General features: G+C 67.6%; 20 protein-coding genes. 11 read left to right on the forward strand and 9 right to left on the reverse strand.

Annotated elements, in window-relative coordinates:
* Positions 1-104 precede the first annotated feature (104 nt).
* The gene (locus PQ455_RS18475; protein ID WP_273687889.1) at positions 105-857 is read left to right on the forward strand and encodes a TorF family putative porin; all 753 of its coding nucleotides are present in this window, start codon (positions 105-107) and stop codon (positions 855-857) included.
* Between the two features lie 168 nt (positions 858-1025).
* Here the strand turns inward: PQ455_RS18475 and PQ455_RS18480 are convergent, their stop codons facing one another.
* Complete coding sequence (locus tag PQ455_RS18480) at positions 1026-3113, reverse strand: AsmA family protein (protein ID WP_273687891.1); 2088 nt, start codon at positions 3111-3113, stop codon at positions 1026-1028.
* Positions 3114-3274: 161 nt separating this feature from the next.
* Between PQ455_RS18480 and rpmI the strand changes: the two genes are divergently transcribed.
* From rpmI to pheT, 4 genes are all read left to right on the forward strand, one after another.
* The gene (gene rpmI / locus PQ455_RS18485) at positions 3275-3478 is read left to right on the forward strand and encodes a 50S ribosomal protein L35 (RefSeq protein WP_273687894.1); all 204 of its coding nucleotides are present in this window, start codon (positions 3275-3277) and stop codon (positions 3476-3478) included.
* 13 nt (positions 3479-3491) lie between these two features.
* The gene (rplT, locus tag PQ455_RS18490) at positions 3492-3869 is read left to right on the forward strand and encodes a 50S ribosomal protein L20 (protein ID WP_273687897.1); all 378 of its coding nucleotides are present in this window, start codon (positions 3492-3494) and stop codon (positions 3867-3869) included.
* Between the two features lie 110 nt (positions 3870-3979).
* Positions 3980-5059, forward strand: coding sequence for a phenylalanine--tRNA ligase subunit alpha (gene pheS, locus PQ455_RS18495; protein ID WP_273687899.1), 1080 nt, complete (start codon positions 3980-3982; stop codon positions 5057-5059).
* Entirely contained in the window at positions 5056-7425 is a 2370-nt protein-coding gene (pheT, locus tag PQ455_RS18500; protein WP_273687901.1) for a phenylalanine--tRNA ligase subunit beta, read from the forward strand. The genes pheS and pheT overlap by 4 nt, the downstream gene beginning before the upstream one ends.
* A 193-nt stretch (positions 7426-7618) precedes the next feature.
* Here pheT and PQ455_RS18505 read toward each other — a convergent pair whose 3' ends face one another.
* The 6 genes from PQ455_RS18505 to eno form a co-directional block, all read right to left on the reverse strand.
* Positions 7619-8077, reverse strand: coding sequence for an EF-hand domain-containing protein (locus PQ455_RS18505; RefSeq protein ID WP_273687903.1), 459 nt, complete (start codon positions 8075-8077; stop codon positions 7619-7621).
* Between the two features lie 42 nt (positions 8078-8119).
* Entirely contained in the window at positions 8120-8758 is a 639-nt protein-coding gene (locus PQ455_RS18510; RefSeq protein ID WP_273687906.1) for a squalene/phytoene synthase family protein, read from the reverse strand.
* Positions 8759-8889: 131 nt separating this feature from the next.
* A complete protein-coding gene (locus PQ455_RS18515; RefSeq protein ID WP_273687909.1) occupies positions 8890-10326 on the reverse strand; it encodes a pyruvate dehydrogenase complex E1 component subunit beta in 1437 nt (478 codons plus the stop codon).
* Complete coding sequence (pdhA, locus tag PQ455_RS18520; protein WP_273687911.1) at positions 10326-11408, reverse strand: pyruvate dehydrogenase (acetyl-transferring) E1 component subunit alpha; 1083 nt, start codon at positions 11406-11408, stop codon at positions 10326-10328. Before pdhA ends, PQ455_RS18515 begins: the two co-directional genes overlap by 1 nt.
* A gap of 124 nt (positions 11409-11532) precedes the next feature.
* Entirely contained in the window at positions 11533-11841 is a 309-nt protein-coding gene (locus PQ455_RS18525; RefSeq protein WP_273687913.1) for an FtsB family cell division protein, read from the reverse strand.
* Positions 11842-12068: 227 nt separating this feature from the next.
* Positions 12069-13352 carry a phosphopyruvate hydratase gene (gene eno, locus PQ455_RS18530; RefSeq protein WP_273687914.1) on the reverse strand — a complete coding sequence of 428 codons (1284 nt, stop codon included), beginning with the start codon at positions 13350-13352 and terminating at the stop codon, positions 12069-12071.
* Between the two features lie 214 nt (positions 13353-13566).
* Between eno and PQ455_RS18535 the strand changes: the two genes are divergently transcribed.
* The 6 genes from PQ455_RS18535 (at position 13567) to PQ455_RS18560 (ending at position 16532) form a co-directional block, all read left to right on the forward strand.
* Entirely contained in the window at positions 13567-14133 is a 567-nt protein-coding gene (locus PQ455_RS18535) for a hypothetical protein (protein ID WP_273687915.1), read from the forward strand.
* A gap of 3 nt (positions 14134-14136) precedes the next feature.
* Complete coding sequence (locus PQ455_RS18540; protein WP_273687916.1) at positions 14137-14469, forward strand: hypothetical protein; 333 nt, start codon at positions 14137-14139, stop codon at positions 14467-14469.
* Positions 14469-14759 (forward strand): hypothetical protein, encoded by a 291-nt coding sequence (locus PQ455_RS18545; protein ID WP_273687918.1) that lies wholly within the window; start codon positions 14469-14471, stop codon positions 14757-14759. The genes PQ455_RS18540 and PQ455_RS18545 overlap by 1 nt, the downstream gene beginning before the upstream one ends.
* A 52-nt stretch (positions 14760-14811) precedes the next feature.
* Positions 14812-15273: a hypothetical protein gene (locus tag PQ455_RS18550; protein WP_273687919.1), complete on the forward strand. Its 462-nt coding sequence runs from the start codon at positions 14812-14814 to the stop codon at positions 15271-15273.
* A 236-nt stretch (positions 15274-15509) separates the two neighbouring features.
* Positions 15510-16115, forward strand: coding sequence for an MlaC/ttg2D family ABC transporter substrate-binding protein (locus PQ455_RS18555; protein ID WP_273687921.1), 606 nt, complete (start codon positions 15510-15512; stop codon positions 16113-16115).
* Positions 16116-16304: 189 nt separating this feature from the next.
* Positions 16305-16532 carry a DUF4170 domain-containing protein gene (locus tag PQ455_RS18560; RefSeq protein ID WP_273687923.1) on the forward strand — a complete coding sequence of 76 codons (228 nt, stop codon included), beginning with the start codon at positions 16305-16307 and terminating at the stop codon, positions 16530-16532.
* A 105-nt stretch (positions 16533-16637) separates the two neighbouring features.
* On the opposite strand, the gene PQ455_RS18565 is transcribed toward PQ455_RS18560, so the two are convergent.
* Both PQ455_RS18565 and greA read right to left on the reverse strand, forming a co-directional pair.
* Positions 16638-17267 carry a rhomboid family intramembrane serine protease gene (locus PQ455_RS18565; RefSeq protein ID WP_273687925.1) on the reverse strand — a complete coding sequence of 210 codons (630 nt, stop codon included), beginning with the start codon at positions 17265-17267 and terminating at the stop codon, positions 16638-16640.
* Between the two features lie 25 nt (positions 17268-17292).
* Positions 17293-17769, reverse strand: coding sequence for a transcription elongation factor GreA (gene greA, locus PQ455_RS18570; RefSeq protein ID WP_273687927.1), 477 nt, complete (start codon positions 17767-17769; stop codon positions 17293-17295).
* Between the last annotated feature and the right edge of the window lie 33 nt (positions 17770-17802).

Genomic DNA, 17802 nt, shown 5'->3' on the forward strand with positions numbered 1-17802 from the left:
CAATGCGGCTGCCGACCAGCGGTAGCCGACCCACCCGTTCGCGGGGAGAGGATCGCGCCCGTCGGCGCAGGAGCAACGTGGTTTCACTTTCAAGGAAAGACACGATGCGCAGCTTCCTTCTCGCCTCGACCGTCCTCGCGGCGTCCGTTGCCGCCCCCGCTTTCGCCGAGGACGCGCCGGCCGCGCCCTTCACCATTTCGGGCAGCGCCACGGTCGTCACCGACTATCGCTTCCGCGGCATCAGCCAGACCAGCAAGCATTATGCGGCGCAGGCGGGCATCACCTTCGCCCATGAATCCGGCTTCTACGTGTCGGGCTGGACCTCCACGATCGACGATTATGTCGCGGCGGGCTCCGATGCCGAGGTCGATCTGATCGCCGGCTACACCAAGACGATCGACGCGCTCACCGTCGACGGCGGCGTCCTCTATTATTTCTATCCGGGTGCCGCCAAGACCGCGAACACCGACTTCTTCGAGCCCTACGCCTCGGTGAAATATGCCTACGGCCCGGTCACGGTGAAGGGCGGCGTCACCTACGCTCCCAAGCAGAAGGCGATCGGCTTCCCGCACACCAAGGACGACAATCTCTACCTGTACGGCGAAGTCTCGGGCAGCATCCCCGATACCGGCATCAGCCTGACCGGCCACGCCGGCTACAACAAGGGCCGCAGCCTGCTCACCGCCGGCCTCAAGTCCTATTTCGACTGGAGCCTGACTGCCAACTACACCTGGAACAAGCTCACCTTCGGCGTCAGCTATGTCGATACCGACATCAAGAAGGGCGAGTTCACTTTGCCCAACGGCAAGCAGGCCGCGAAGGCCGGCGTGGTCGGCTCGGTCGGCATCGCGTTCTAAGAACGCTTAGGCTGCGAACGAAAAAGGGGTCGTGGCGCGATGCCACGGCCCCTTTTTTCGGCCGTGCTCCTGCGAAGCCAGGAGCCCAGGGTTACAGAGCGCGGCGTTCGTGACTCTGGGCTCCTGCCTTCGCAGGAGCACGGTGCGGTTTGGCTGGCCGCTTGCCCCTTATTTCGCCCGCTCGCGATTCTCCGCGCGCGTGCCGGTGTCCTTGCGGGCTTCGCCCTTCACCGTGCGCTGCTGCGCGGCAGTCGCGCCGGCCAGAACCGGGCCACAGGCGGCGGCCTTGGCGTTGCCGGTATCGACGAAGGCCAGCACCGCCGCCAGCGGGCTCGCGACCAGCCCCAGGCCGATGCCGGCGCCCGCGCGGGTCAGCAGCTGTGGGCTGATGATGTTGATGCCGGGCGCGGCGAAATAACCGTTGATGCCCACCGGCGACTGGCCGGAGAACAGGCTGAACTTCTTGCCGTCGGCGCGGAAACCCATGTCGAGCGATTCATCCTTGAAGCTGAAGCCACCCTTGGCCGTCATGACATTCTTGGTCGTATCGATCAGGATCGGGTCGGCCGCCGCCACGCCGTCGCGCACGGTGAAGGCGATCAGGCCGCAATTCACCTGCACCGGCTCCTTGAGCTTCTTCTGGAACATCTTCTGCACGAACACGCCGATGTCGAATTCGGAGAGCTGGGTGTAGCTCGTCCAGAAGGTGCCGCGCGGCAGGACGACGGCGATGCGCCCGTTCGAGGTGGCGAGCGATTCGCGCACCGTGTCGCCGGTGCCCTTCATCTGGACGCGCGCCTTGATCGTGCCGTTGGTGCCCGACGAGGCCACGCCGAAGCGCGAAAGGAGCGTGCCGAGCGGTGTCGGCGAGAGGCGGATGTCGTAATCGGTCACCACCGCCGGCTGGCGCGCGTCGATCGAGATATCCGAATCGAGATGGCCGCCCGCGACATCGAAGTTGAGTGGCTTCAACGTCATCAGGCTGTGATCGAGGCCGAAGCCCAGCACGATGTTCGAGATCGGAACGAACTTCTGCCGCACGTCGGCGACCTTGTAGTTGATCTTGGCGTCGAACGCCTTGATCGCCTCGATGCGCAGTGGCGCGTCGGGCAGGATGCGCGGGCTGCCGCCGGTCTGCTTGACCGCCGCGACCGCGCCCTGCGTGGCGAGCGCGTTCGGATTGTAGCCGATAAATGGCCCGATATCGACCATATCGACCACCTTGGAGGCGAGGTCCGCCTCCAGCAGCAGGCGATTGTCCGGGAAGGTGACGGTCATGCTGCCACCGAGATCGCTGTTGCCGTAGACGCCCGCTATCCGCGTGAACTTGTACGCCCCGCCATCCTTGGTGAAATGCGAGGTCAGGCGGTAGGAGCGCGTGTCCGGCACGGCGATGCCGGCCAGATCGAACAGGTTGCGGATATTCTGCCCGCGCACGCCGACCCGCAGATCGGCGCCCTCGATGATCGTGGCGCCGGGCAGGGTGCCGGCCACGTCGATCCGCGATCGGGCGACGGCGGCGTGGAAATCGAACTGGTTGCGGCCGCCCGCGAGCAACTCGTTGGGGGTCGATTGGCTGCCCCACAATTTCAGGCTGTTGCCCCGGAACGATCCGCTGCCGTCGAAGCCGATGCGGGTCGCGAAGCGGCTGTCCTTCGCCTTGATCGTGTCGAACTTCACGTCGGCGAAGAGCTGCATCGCCGGCTGGCGGTAATGAATCACTGTACCGTCCACGACGGCGCGGCTGATGAGCGGCATCTGGAAGGGCTCGTCGCCCGCGAAGGTCCAGGTGTTGCGCTTGCCGGTCGCGTCCCATTCCAGATCGACGTCGCCATCGACCAGATTGAGCCACTCCACCCGGCGCCTGCCGAAGATGAGCGGGATGGTCTCGATCCGCGTATCGATCAGCTTGGCGGTGAACAGGTCTGGGCTCTTGGCCCAATCGGGGTTGGAGACGCGCATCCCTTCGGCGAGGAATTTGGCGTCGATGAAATCGAAATAGAATTGGAAGTCGCCCGCCACGCTTACCTTGCGCTCGCTATACTGGCTGGCGATCCGCTCGAACGGATGCTTCAGGAAGCGGCCCTTGGTGACGTAGAGGATCAGCCAGGCCAGAAAGATCAGGCCGATGACCGTCGCGACCAGCGCGATCGTCGAGGCTAACGCCGTCGAGGCGGGATCGCGCGTGCGTCTCGGCGCTTCCGGCGGCGCGTCGGGGGATGACCGGAGGGTCGCGCTGGGGGTTCCGTCTGCCATGAGGCGACTCAACCGCTTCGCCGCGCCACGGTTCCGATTCGTCGAGTTGCAAAGGGGGCGCCTTTCGCGTAGGGGCGCCGTCTTCCAGCGATTTGATGGACTGCCCGGCCGGTATGGGCTGCCGTGGCCGTCTTCGAACGTCGCATATTCAGGAGACGAAAATGCCCAAACTCAAGACCAAGAGCGGCGTGAAGAAGCGCTTCAAGCTCACGGCCACCGGCAAGGTGAAGCATGGCGTGGCCGGCAAGCGCCACCGCCTCATCAGCCACAACTCGAAGTACATCCGCACCAACCGCGGCACCAGCGTGCTTTCCGAGGCGGATACGCCCCGCGTGAAGCTCTGGGCACCGTACGGTCTGAACTAAGGGGTACTGACAGATGGCACGCGTCAAGCGCGGTACGACCACCAAGGCCAAGCATAACCGCATCCTGGATGCGGCGAAGGGCTATTATGGTCGCCGCAAGAATACGATCCGCATCGCCCGCCAGGCGGTGGAGAAGGCCGGGCAATATGCCTATCGCGACCGCAAGGTTAAGAAGCGCTCGTTCCGCGCGCTCTGGATCCAGCGCATCAACGCCGCGGTTCGCGCCGAAGGCCTCACCTATGGCGTGTTCATGCACGGCCTGAAGCTCGCGGGCGTCGAACTCGACCGGAAGGTTCTGGCCGACATCGCGATGCACGAGGGCGAGGCGTTTTCCGCCATCATCGCCCAGGCGAAGGCGGCGCTTCCGGAAGGGGCGCGGGTGGCGGCGTAAGCCTTCATCCACAGCTGATGGCCAAGGGGCGCGACAGGGACACCTGCCGCGCCCTTTGCTTTTTCGGGCCCGACTCCTAAAGCGACCCGGACAATCATGAACCGAGACCGATGACCGACCTCGACACACTGAAGGCCGCGCTGACCGCGCAGGCCGACGCCGCGCCGGACCTCGCCGCGCTGGAGGCGCTGCGCGTCTCGGCGCTGGGCAAGAGCGGGCAGGTGACCGCCCTCCTCAAGACGCTGGGCGGCATGAGCCCCGAGGCGCGCCAGAGCGAGGGGCCGCGCATCAACGGGCTGCGCGAGGCCGTCACCACCGCCATCGCCGCCCGCAAGGCCGTGCTGGATGCCGCCGCGCTGGAGGTGAAGCTGGCCGCCGAGGCGATCGACATGACCCTGCCGGTCGCGCCCGCGCCGCAGGGCTCGGTCCACCCGGTCAGCCAGGTGATGGACGAACTGGCCGAGATTTTCGCCGACCTGGGCTTCGCCGTGGCGACCGGCCCCGAGATCGAGGACGACTGGCACAATTTCACCGCGCTCAACATCCCGGAGACCCATCCGGCGCGCGCGATGCACGACACTTTCTACTTCGACCGGGTCGATGGCGAGGGGCGCAAGATGCTGCTCCGCACCCACACCTCCCCGGTGCAGATCCGCACGATGACCACGCAGGCCCCGCCGATCCGCGTGATCGCGCCCGGCCGGGTCTATCGATCGGACAGCGACGCGACCCATACGCCGATGTTCCACCAGATCGAGGGTCTGGTGATCGATCGCGGCATCACCATGGGCCACCTCAAATGGACGCTGGAGACCTTCCTCAAGGCCTTCTTCGAGCGCGACGATATCGTCCTGCGCCTGCGCCCCAGCTATTTCCCCTTCACCGAGCCGTCCGCCGAGGTGGATGTCGGTTACTCGATCGAGAACGGCCGCCGCGTGATCGGCGGATCGGAGGGCTGGATGGAGGTACTGGGTTCCGGCATGGTCCACCCCAAGGTGATCGCGGCCGCCGGGCTCGATCCGGCCGAATGGCAGGGTTTCGCCTTCGGCACCGGAGTCGATCGGCTCGCGATGCTGAAGTATGGCATGGATGATCTCAGGCCCTTCTTCGACGGCGATCTGCGCTGGCTGAAGCATCATGGTTTCGCGGCACTCGACGTGCCCACGCTTTCGGGGGGGATCGGCGCATGAAGTTCACCCTCGGCTGGCTGCGCGAGCATCTCGAGACCAGCGCCTCGCTCGACGAGATCGTCGATGCGCTCACCCGCGTCGGCCTCGAAGTGGAAGGGGTCGACGATCCCGCCGCGCGCCTCGCCCCCTTCGTCATCGCCCGCGTCCTGACAGCCGAGCGCCATCCGCAGGCGGACAAGTTGCAGGTGCTGACCGTCGCGGTGGGTGACGGCGATGCCGTGCAGGTCGTGTGCGGCGCGCCCAACGCGCGCGCGGGCTTGGTCGGCGTGTTCGGCGCGCCGGGCACCTATGTGCCGGGACTCGACGTGACGCTGAAGGTGGCGGCGATCCGCGGTGTCGAGAGCCGCGGCATGATGTGTTCGATGCGCGAACTGGAATTGTCCGACGCGCATGAGGGCATCATCGAGCTGCCCGCCGACGCGCCGATCGGCGCGCGCTACGCCGATTGGGCCGAGCTGGGCGATCCGATGATCGAGGTGGCGATCACCCCCAACCGGCAGGATTGCATGGGCGTGCGCGGCATCGCCCGCGACCTCGCCGCCGCCGGCCTCGGCACATTGAAGCCGCTGATCGTGCCGACGATCAAGCCCGAATTCCCATGCCCCGTCGAGATCGCGACCGAGGATTCCGAGGGCTGCCCCGCCTTCTTCGGCCGGGTGGTGAAGGGCGTCGCCAACGGCGCCTCGCCCGACTGGATGGCCAAGCGGCTGATCGCGGTCGGCCAGCGGCCGATCTCGGCGCTGGTCGACATCACCAATTATGTGATGCTCGATCTCGGCCGGCCGCTCCATGTCTATGACGTGGCGAAGCTCACCGGGCGCCTGGTGGCCCGCAAGGCGCGCGACGGCGAGAGCCTCGTCGCGCTCAACGGCAAGAGCTATGCGCTCACCCCGGCGATGACGGTCATCGCCGACGACGCGCATGTCCACGATATCGGCGGCATCATGGGCGGCGAAGGATCGGGCGTCTCCGAGACGACGACCGATGTGCTGATCGAATGCGCTTACTTCACGCCCGAGACGATCGCGCGGACGGGGCAGGCGCTCGGCCTCACCTCCGATGCGCGCCAGCGGTTCGAGCGCGGCGTCGATCCCGCTTTCCTCGCCGACGGGCTCGCCATCGCGACCCAGCTGGTCAAGGCGATCTGTGGCGGCGCGCCCTCCGAGGCGATCGAGGCGGGCGAGCCCCCGCTCCAGCGCCAGACGATGCGCTACGATCCGGCGCTGACCGAGAAGCTCGCCGGCCTCGCCGTGCCCGCCGATCGCCAGCGCCAGATCCTCGCCAGCCTCGGCTTCGCGCTGGATGGTGCGTGGAACGTACTGCCGCCGACGTGGCGCCGCGACGTGGACGGCCCCGCCGATCTGGTCGAGGAGGTCATCCGTATCGTCGGGCTCGATCACGTCCCCTCCACCCCGCTGCCGCGCATGGACGGCGTCGCACGGCCGACCGCCACGCCTGCGCAGAAGATCGAGCGCGCCGTCCGCCGCGCCGCCGCCGCGCGCGGCCTGAACGAAGCGGTCACGTGGAGCTTCATCGCCGAGGGCGACGCCGCCATCTTCGGCGGCGGCGCGTGGACGCTCGCCAATCCGATCAGCGAAGACCTGAAGGTGATGCGCCCGACCTTGCTGTCGGGCCTCGCCGCCGCCGCGCGCCGCAATCTCGATCGCGGTGCCGCCAGCGTGCGCCTGTTCGAACTCGGCCGCCGCTATCTGGCCGATGCTGAGCGGCCCACCCTCGGCCTGCTGCTGGCCGGCGAGCGCAGCCCGCGCGACTGGCGCGGCGGCAAGGCAGCGGGCTTCGACGCCTATGACGCCAAGGCCGAGGCGCTGGCGCTGCTCGCGGTCGCGGGCGCGCCCGCCGATCGGCTGATGGTGATGCCGGCGGTGTCCAACGTCTACCACCCCGGCCGGTCGGGCTCGCTCCGGCTCGGGCCGAAGGTGGTGCTGGCCGAATTCGGCGAACTGCACCCGACGACCCTCAAGGCGCTCGATCTAGACGGGCCGGTGATCGCGGCGGAAATCTTCCTCGACGCGATCCCCGCCAAACGCGACACCGGCCGGATGCGCAGCGCCTACGCGCCCCCGGCGTTGCAGGCGGTGACCCGCGACTTCGCCTTCCTCATCCCCGCCGACAAGCCGGCCGAGGATCTGCTGCGCGCGGTGCGCGGCGCGGACAAGGCGGCGATCACCGACGTGGCCCTGTTCGACGTGTTCGTCGGCACGGGCGTGCCCGAGGGCCAGAAATCGGTCGCGATCGGCGTGACCCTGCAACCGGCGGAGAAGAGCTTCACCGATGCCGAGCTGAAGGCGGTCGCGGAAAAGATCGTCGCGGCGGCGGGCAAGGCCGGCGCGGTGTTGCGCGGCTAATTCCAAATCCTCCCCTGCAAGGGGAGGTGGCATGTCGCAGACATGACGGAGGGGTATCGCGCTATTGGAGAGCGCGTCACCCCTCCACCACCGCCTGCGGCGGCGGTCCAGTTTCAGGTCGATCATGCCCCCGGCAATCCAAGATCATGCCGGGGGCATGATCGACCCGAAACTCACCTTACAAGGGAGGAATTTACTCCTCCTCGCCCTTGGCCGGCGGACAGGCGCATTTCGCGGCCGCCTTGCGCGCCACCCGCGTGGCGGCGAACTCCGCCGGCGTCAGCGCGCCCGATCTGTCCGCATCGGCACCGTCGAATTTGGTGAGCGACTTCACCGCCCATTCCTCGAAGCTCAGCCGCCCATCCCCGTTCGCATCCAGCCGGGCGAACGCCTTGCGGCGCGGCGCCAGATATTCCTCGCGCGCGATCTTTCCGTCCTTGTCCTTGTCGTTGCGGGCAAAGCGGCGCTCCTCGCGCGTCTTTTCGCTGGCGGGCGGGGGGAGGGGATCGTCGGCGTCGGCAACGGGTGCGCCGGCCAGCAGCGAGGGCGCGCGGCCGATCGGCGTGTCGGCGACGGCGCGGCTCTTCCACCACAAGGCGCCCGCCGTCACCAGCAGCAGCGCCCCCACGGCCCCGACCAGATAGCGCCACATGATCGTCCCCCCCCTTTGCCGGGGCGCACTATCCGATCGGACCTAGCGGCCCGTCAACCGGTACCAGAGGATGCGCGCGACCCGGCCGGGCGCGCCTTGCTGTCGGCTCTCCGCCCGCGCGTCGCGCCGGGCCAGCGTGGTGAGCGCACCGAGGGCGCGCAGGCGGGGCGGCAGGCGCGGTGGATCGGCCAGCCGGGCCTGCGCGGCGGATCGGGCGGCGGCGCACAGCGCGGGCTCGGTGGAGCGGTGGGCGAGGTCGGCCAGCGCCCAGCCTTCTCCGGCGCGGGCCACATCGGCCGCCGAACCGCCGAGGATGCGCGCGGCGAGGGTGAAGAGAGTGCCGCCGCGTTCGCGGGCGTAGGTGTCGATATCGGGCTCGTCGATCAGCGCCGCCCAGCCGCCTTCGATCGCGGCCAGATCGGTGCCGCTGATGCCGAGCGTCAGGATGTCATGGGCGATGTCGCGCAGCAGCGGTTCGGCGGGGGGCTCGGCGGTGTCGAGTGCCTCCAGCGCCTCGCGCCACCACGCCAGGCGGATGCGGCCGATCATCGCCTCGCGCGTGGCGGCGACGATGCCGCCCAGCCGCTCGTCGAGCCGCCACAGCACCGTCAGCGCCTCGCGCCGCTCGGCGGGGGCGTAGGCCAGGACGAGGGCGCGTTCGGGATCGGCGATGTCGGTCATATCAAATGATCGTCACCCCAGCGCAGGCTGGGGTCCATCTCCATTTCCACGGGCGATGCCGTCCGGGATCGAGAGACATGGACCCCAGCCTACGCTGGGGCGACGGAAGAAAGCGAGGCTGGCGCCCGGCCTCAATCCTTGTAACAGACCTTCTTCGCCGCCGAGACCACGTCGCTCGCCTTGAGCAGCGCGAGCTTCTCGAGGTTGGCGGCGTAGGGCATCGGCACGTCCTTGTTGGTGACGCGCAGGACGGGGGCGTCGAGGTCGTCGAAGCCCTGTTCCATCGCCACCGCCATGATCTCGGACGCGATCGAGCAGGTCGGCCAGCCTTCCTCGACAACGACGATGCGGTTGGTCTTGGCGAGGCTCTTCAGCACCGTCTCGGTATCGAGCGGGCGCAGGGTGCGCAGATCGATCACCTCGGCCTCGATCCCCTCGCTCGCCAGCTGGTTCGCGGCGTCGAGCGCCACGCCCACGCCGATCGAATAGCTTACCAGCGTCACGTCGCTGCCGGCCCGCGCGATCCGCGCCTTGCCGATCGGCAGGACATAATCGTCGAGCTTGGGCACGTCGAAGCTCTGGCCGTAGAGCAGTTCGTTCTCGAGGAACACGACCGGATCCTCGCTGCGGATCGCCGCCTTCAGCAGCCCCTTCGCATCGGCCGCCGAGCAAGGCGCGATGACGATCAGGCCGGGGACGCTGGCATACCAGGGCGCGTAATTCTGGCTGTGCTGCGCACCGACGCGGGCGGCCGCGCCGTTCGGGCCACGGAACACCATCGGGCAGCGCATCTGTCCGCCCGACATGTAATTGGTCTTGGCGGCCGAATTGATGATGTGGTCGATCGCCTGCATGGCGAAGTTGAACGTCATGAACTCGACGATCGGGCGCAGACCGCCCATCGCGGCGCCGGTGCCGATGCCGGCAAAACCATATTCGGTGATCGGCGTGTCGATCACGCGCTTGTCGCCGAATTCGTCGAGCAGGCCCTGGGTCACCTTGTAGGCGCCCTGATATTGCGCGACTTCCTCGCCCATCACGAACACGCGCTCGTCCGACCGCATTTCCTCGGCCATGGCGTCGCGCAGCGCCTCGCGCACGGTGGTCTTCACCATCTCGGTGCCTTCAGGCACTTCGGGGCTGTCGTCGGTCTTTTCGGTCGAGGCGACCAGATCGCGCGCGCCGGTCTCCATCTGCTTGGGCGCCTCGCCGCCCTCCGGCGTGGCGACCTTGGCGTCGGCCTTCGACTCGTCGGCCTTGGCCTCTTCCTTCGGCGCTTCCTCGGCCTTCGGTTCCGGCTTCTCGGCGGGGGCCTCGGCCTCCTCGTCGTCGCCGGCGATCATCGCGATCACCGCGCCGACCTTGACGTTATCGGTGCCCTCGGGAACGACGATCTTGCTGATCGTGCCCTCGTCCACGGCCTCGAATTCCATCGTGGCCTTGTCGGTCTCGATCTCGGCGAGGATGTCGCCGGACTTCACCGAATCGCCCTCCTTGACCAGCCATTTGGACAGGGTGCCCTCCTCCATCGTGGGGGAAAGGGCGGGCATCTTGAGTTCGATCGCCATCAGTAGCTCCCCACCAGCACGTCGGTGGTCAGTTCGGAGAGTTCGGGTTCGGGGGATTCCTCGGCGAAGGCCGCCGCGTCCGCCACGATCTTGCGGATGTCCTTGTCGAGCGCCTTCAGCTCGTCCTCACCCACGCCCAGTGCGCCCAGTTCCTTGGCGAGATGGTCGATCGGATCGGACTTGTCGCGCACCGCCTGCACCTCGTCGCGCGAGCGATATTTCGCCGGATCGGACATGGAGTGGCCGCGATAGCGGTAGGTCTTGAGTTCGAGCAGGATCGGCCCCTTGCCGCCGCGCACCCATTCGATCGCGGTCTCGGCCGCGCCGCGCACCGCCAGCACGTCCATGCCGTCGACCTGGAGGCCGGGGATGCGGAAGCTCTCGCCCCGGCGATACAGCTGGTCCTCGGCCGAGGCGCGGTTGACGCTCGTGCCCATGGCGTATTGGTTGTTCTCGATCACGAAGATGCAGGGCAGCTTCCACAGCTCGGCCATGTTGAAGGCTTCGTAGACCTGCCCCTGGTTGGCCGCGCCGTCGCCGAAATAGGCCAGGCACACGCCGCCGTCGCCGGCATATTTGTGCTTGAAGGCCAGGCCAGCGCCCAGCGACACCTGTGCGCCGACGATGCCGTGGCCGCCGTAGAAGCCATGCTCGACGCTGAACATGTGCATCGATCCACCCTTGCCCTTGGAGATGCCGGCGGCGCGGCCGGTCAGCTCTGCCATGATGACCTTGGGGTCGATGCCATAGGCCAGCATGTGACCATGGTCGCGATAGCCGGTGATGACCGAATCCTTGCCGACCTCCAGCGCGGACTGGAGCCCGACGGCGACGGCCTCCTGGCCGATGTAGAGGTGGCAGAAACCGCCGATCAGGCCGAGGCCGTAAAGCTGGCCCGCCTTTTCCTCGAAGCGGCGGATGAGCAGCATCTGGCGGTAGAATTCGAGCAGCTCGTCCTTCGAGCCCTCGTAGCGCGTCGGCTCGGCCGGGCGCTCGCGGTTGGGGGTTGCGGGGACCGCCTCTGCCGGCTTCTCGGCCTTGGGGGTGGCGGACTTGCTACGCGACGTCGATGTACGGGCCAAGCGGACCTCTCCTCGTCCTGATGCCGCAACCTATACGCGGGCAACGGAAGGGACCGCAACGCTCGACGATTGCAGTTCGCGCAATCCGTCGTGCAAAAAACTTACGGGTGGGATCGCGCGGGGATCAGCCGCGCGGGATGATGACCTCGTCGGGGCGGACCTGTCCGGTCGAGCGGCGCACCAGTTCGTCGGCATAATCGGGATCGACCCGGCGCGGATTGAGCAGCTCGGCATGGCGCTGGAGTTCGGCGCGCTGCGCCTGCAATACCGTCAGCCGCGCCTGCCGCTCGGCGATCTGCGTCTTGTAGGTGCCGAGCGACATCAGCCCGTTCTGGCCGAGCAGCGCATAGCCCGCGAATTGCGCGACGACGAGAATCGCCAGCGCCGGCCAGAAGGCCGATCGAATGAGCTGGGCTGTGTTGCGGCGCGCCATGCGGTTACGCAAACATGAATGACGTGAATTTGCAAGGCCATGCGACGCGAAGGTCGCAATAGAAACGCGGGCGAATCGATCGGGATGGGGCCGATCCTCCCCGGCAAGGGGAGGGGGACCGCCGCCGTAGGCGGGGGTGGAGGGGTGACCCGCTATCGATGGCGGGTCACCCCTCCGTCAGCACTGCGTGCCGCCACCTCCCCTTGCAGGGGAGGATTTGGACCGCCTCAGCGCAGCGCCTTCAGCGCGGTGCGGCCCGCATAGACAGCGATCGGGCCCAGCTCTTCCTCAATGCGGATCAGCTGGTTGTACTTGGCCAGCCGGTCCGAACGGGCGAGCGAGCCGGTCTTGATCTGGCCGCAGTTGGTGGCGACCGCCAGGTCGGCGATGGTGGCGTCCTCGGTCTCGCCCGAGCGGTGCGACATCACGGCGGTATAGCCAGCGCGCTGCGCCATGCTGACGGCTTCGAGCGTCTCCGAAAGCGTGCCGATCTGGTTTACCTTCACCAGCAGCGAATTGGCGAGGCCGTCCTTGATGCCCTGCTTCAGCCGCTTGGGGTTGGTCACGAACAGATCGTCGCCGACAAGCTGCACCTTCCCGCCGATCTTGTCGGTCAGGATCTTCCAGCCCTCGAAATCATCCTCGCCCATGCCGTCCTCGATCGAGACGATCGGATATTTGGCGCACAGGTCGGCGAGGTAATCGGCCATTTCGGCGGGCGAACGCTTCACGCCCTCGCCGTGGAAATCATAGACGCCGTTCTTGAAGAATTCGGTCGCGGCGCAGTCGAGCGCGATCTGCACGTCGTCGCCGGGCTTGTAGCCGGCCTTCTCGATCGACGACATGATGAAGTCGAGCGCGTCGGGCGCCGAGGCCAAGTTGGGGGCGAAGCCGCCCTCGTCGCCCACCGCCGTCGCCAGCCCCTTGTCGTGCAGCGCCTTCTTCAGCGTGTGGAAGATCTCCGCGCCGCAGCGCACCGCCTCGAACAGCGATTCCGCGCCGACGGGCATGATCATGAATTCCTGGAAGTCGATCGGATTGTCGGCGTGCATGCCGCCGTTGATGATGTTCATCATCGGCACCGGCAGCACGCAGGCCGAAACGCCGCCGACATAGCGGTAGAGCGGCAGCGAGCGCGCGTCGGCCGCCGCCTTGGCGACGGCGAGGCTGGCGCCCAGGATCGCGTTGGCGCCCAGCCGGCTCTTGTTCTCGGTGCCGTCCAGCTCGATCAGCATCGCGTCGACCAGCGTCTGGTCCTCGGCCTCCTCGCCGATCAGCGCGTCGGCCACCTCGCCGTTGACCGCATCGACCGCCTTGGTCACGCCCTTGCCCATCCAGCGGCTCTTGTCGCCATCGCGCAGCTCGACCGCCTCGTAGGCGCCGGTCGACGCGCCCGAGGGCACGGCGGCGCGGCCGAAGCTGCCGTCCTCCAGGGTCACCTCGACCTCGACGGTGGGATTGCCGCGGCTGTCGATGATCGAGCGGGCGTGGACGTCGACGATGGCGGTCATCGGAACTCCTCTGGCATGCCTCTGGAAAGGGCGGGCGGGAAAGATGGGCCGGGCTCTATCGGGCGATCCGCCCCCACGCAACATTGTCGATCGCGCGACGAACAATGTCGAACCGGCAATGGAACGTATCGCGGGCGGCGCGGGTTGACTTGGCCGAGCAGGCGCACAAAACCGTTGCGCTTCCGTTCCGGCTTTCGATGTGAGGATATTGGCGATGGCTGACGAGAAACTTCCCGAGGGCACCGATACGGTCATCAACGGCGCGAGCGGATCGAGCGACGCCTCGTCCGCGACCGGCGCCGCCTTCGATGGCGACGCCAAGACGGCGCCCGGCTTCGACTGGACCTCGGCCGAAGGTTTCCGCTCGGCGTTCGGCGCCAAGGCGCAGGGCTTCTTCGACACCGCCGGCGATCGCGCCAAGGATTATGTGACCGAAGGGCTCGATCGCGGCGTCACCGCGCTCGACGATGTCGTCCGCATGGTCGACGATGCCGCCACGACGATCGACGAGAAGGTCGGCGCGCAATATGGCGATTATGCCCGCAAGGCCTCCAGCGCGATCTCGGGCTTCGCCGAGACGCTGCGGATGAAGGATGCCGAAACGCTCTTCGCCGACGCGCGCCATGCCGTGAAGAAGAGCCCCGCGATCGCCATCGGCGCGGCCGCAGCATTGGGCTTCGTCGTGGCGCGGATCATCAAGGCCGGCATGCCCGACGCGCCCGAGCCGACGTCCAAGGCGCCCACGCTCGCCGAAGACGACCCGATCGTACCGGCGGCCTGACCCTTGGAGAAGCCGGGGGAGCTTCGCGGCGAATCGATCGGTGCGCTGTTCTCACGCCTGATCGATCGCGCGCGGGACGTGCTGCGCGCCGAGGTGACCTATTATCGCGAGACGGCGACCGCCAAGGTCACCGGCCTCGTCAAGCCGGCGGTGCTGGGCTTCGTCGCGCTGATGTTCGTGCAGGCGTCTCTGACGGTGCTGGTGGTGACGATCGGCATCGTGCTGGGGCGCTGGCTGGGGGCTGCCGCCGGTCTGTTCGCGGCGGTCGCCGCCGGGCTGCTGATCGCGGCGCTGCTGGGCTGGATCGCCATGCGACTGGCGACGGGAAAGAAATGATGAGCGACGAAACGGAGATCAACGACGCCCGCGCCAAGGCCGATGCCGCGCGCGCCGACATGTTCGCCGTGCTGGGCGAACTCCAGCGCCGCGCCGCGCCCGCCACGTTGGTGCGCGACGGTGTCGAGGCGGTGAAGGAGAAAGCCGGCGATGCCGCCACGGAGGCCCGCCGCTTCGCCCGCCGCCGCCCGCTGATCGCGGCCGGGGCGGTCGCGGCGGCCACCGCCGCCGTGGCCTGGTTCCCGCTGCGCCGGCTGTTCGTCGGCAAGGGCAACCCGGACGCCGACTAGATCGTTGAACGACTGTAACGGCCGTGCGCGGCCCGAAGGATTGGAGAAGGCCATGACCAAGACGACCGACGCGGCCGAGCCCGCCAGCCGCTTCCACGACGCGAGCAGCGCCATCCGCGACAAGGCGGACGCCGCCCGCGAGGCCGCGACCGACGCTTATGGCAGCGCGATCGACAAGATTTCCGCCGTCACCGGCAAGGCGGCGAGCGGCATCGAGGCCAATCCGGTGATCGCGCTGGCCGGTGGGCTGGCGCTGGGCGTGATCGCCGGCGCGCTGCTGCCGCGCACCGCCAGGGAAACCGAGTTGCTCGGCGGCGTCGGCGGCCAGATCAACACCGCCGCCAAGGCCGCGTTCGAAGCGGGCAAGGCCGAAGGCAAGAGCCAGATCGGCGCGCTCGGCTTTAGCGGCGATGCCGCCAGGGAGCAGGTGAGCAAGCTGGCGTCGAGCGCGGGTGAAGTCGCCAGCGCGATCGGCGCGGCGGCGCTCAAGGCGGCGCGCGACACGCGGGGGTAAGCCCGCATCTGTCCGGTCTTTCCCAAACCGTTCGTGTCGAGCGAAGTCGAGACATCTGCGCGCGTGGCACGCCCCTCGACTTCGCTCGGGACGAACGGTGTGAATGGGCGGCCCCAAACTTCCTGCGAGGTGTTCAGGGTGAACCGCATGGAAAGCCCCCGGCGCAACCCTTCCCGTCAGCCCGCGTTCAGCGCGCAGGTGCCACAGGCTGGCGCATGTCATTCGGAGTTCTCGACTTGAAGATTTCCCGTTCCCTGATCGCGGCCACGCTCGGCTTGGCCGGTCTCGTCTCGCCGATCGCGCTCGCCCCCGCTTCGGCGGCGGTGGATGCCAGCGATCCGTCGCGTTTCATCACCACGCTGACCACCGATGGCCTCGGTGCGCTGCGCAGCGGCAATCGCGCGGCGGCCAAGGCGCAGTTCCGCACCCTGCTCGCCCAATATTTCGCGGTGGACGCGATCGGCGACCGGCTGATCCGTCGCTGGAGCCCGACGATCACCCCGGCGCAGAAGTCGGCCTACAAAGCCGCCTTCCCCAACTATATCATCGGCACCTACGCCGATCGCCTGTTCGAATATGCCAATGCCCAGGTGAAGGTGGTGCGCGCGACCCCGGCGGCCGGCGGCACGGTCGATGTCACCACGCAGGTCATCAAGCCCGGCCAGCAGCCGATCGTGGCGGTCTGGTCGGTCGCGAAGGCCGGCGCGGGCTACAAGGTGACCAACCTGAAGGTCGCCGGGATCAATCTGGCGATCGCGCAGGCGGCCGATTTCGATGCGATCGTCCAGCGCCAAGGCTTCGACGCGCTGGTGGCGATGATGAAGTCGCGCTCGGCGTCGTAATAGCCGGACCGTCACCCCGGCCTTGTGCCGGGATGACGGGTGGGTGACGCCGCGCGCAACCGTCCGTGCGTGTCACGCAATCCTATGTCACACGATCGACGGTGGCGGAAATGCGCCCTCGCTGCTAAGCGGCGGGGGCGTTTTCCATTCGGGCCGCCTGCCGGCCCCGTCAGATTTCCAGGGGATATGATGAGCAAGCTGCACCTCGTCTTCGGTGGCCGCGTGAAGGACCCGCAGGGTCTCGACTTCCAGGATCTGAAGGCGCTCGACGTGGTCGGCTTCTTCGAGGATTACAAATCGGCCGAGGACGCCTGGCGCGCCGCCGCCCAGCGCACCGTGGACGATGCCGAGATGCGCTACGTCGTGGTCCACCTCCACCGCCTGCTTGAGCCGGAACTGCCCCCGGTCGCGAAGTAAGATTTGCTCGTCATTGCGAGCGTAGCGAAGCAATCCAGCCTTTTGACCGGATGCAACCGGCGGAACTGGATTGCTTCGCTACGCTAGCAATGACGATTTGGGCGCTTACGCCTTCCGGTAGCGCCAGCGCAGCAGTGGCTGCGCCAGCGCCAGCCCCGCGACGAAGCCGCCGATATGCGCGGCGACGGCGATCACCATGTCGCCCCCGGCCGTCGCGATGCCGACGAGCAGCTGCACGCCGATCCAGCCCGCCGCCAGCCACAGGATGTTGAGCGCCCGCGCCAGCCCCGGATGCTTCGTCAGCGGCTTCCGCTCGCCATAGAAGATCGCATAGGCGGCGATCACCGCCGAGGCGGCGCCGCTCGCGCCGATCAGCGGGACCGGGCTCGCCGGGCCGATCGCATAATGCGCCGCCGCCGCCGCGATCGCGCCGACGACATACAGCGCCACCAGCCCGAAACTGCCCAGCACCTGCTCCACCGCCCGGCCACAATAGCCGAGCAGCAGCATGTTGAACGCCAGATGCAGCAGCCCGCCGTGGAGAAAGGCGGAGGTGAGCGGGGTCAGGAAGGCCGGAACCGCCTGCGGCAACACCATCGCGCCCGACAGGCGGGCGGGGATGAAGCCCGCCAGCATCGCCAGCGTCTCGGTCGCGCCGGTGCCCGCCTCGATCAGATAGACCGCGCACGACAGGCCGACGAGGGCGACCGTCGCCTTGGCAGGCGGCATCTTCATGAAGCGGGCCTAACCGTCCGCCGGATCAGATGAATTCGATGCTGTCGACCTGATAGTAACGGTCGCCCGACGGCACCGTCACCTCGATGTCTTCGCCCACCTTGCGGCCGATCAGCGCGCGGCCGAGCGGCGAATTGTAGGAAATCTTGCCCATCTTGGCGTCCGCCTCGGTCTGGCCGACGATCTGATAGGTGACGGGCTTGTCGTCCTCGTCGATCAGATGGACGGTCGCGCCGAACACGATCTTGTCGCCCGACAGGGTCGTCGGATCGATCACCTGCGCGCGGCTCAGCTTGTCCTCGATGTCGGCGATCATCGCCTCGATCTGGCCCTGGCGCTCCTTGGCGGCGTGATATTCGGCATTTTCCGAAAGATCGCCGTGCGCGCGGGCTTCCTCGATGGCGTCGATGATCTGCGGGCGCTCGATCTTGAGACGCGAAAGCTCCGCGTTCAGCATCCGCTGCCCTTCTTCGAGCATCGGCAGTTTTTCGCCGGTCGCCATCTGATCGTCCACCCTTCGCATAAAACGTCTTTC

The organism is Sphingomonas naphthae, from assembly GCF_028607085.1.
Lineage (GTDB): Bacteria > Pseudomonadota > Alphaproteobacteria > Sphingomonadales > Sphingomonadaceae > Sphingomonas_Q > Sphingomonas_Q naphthae.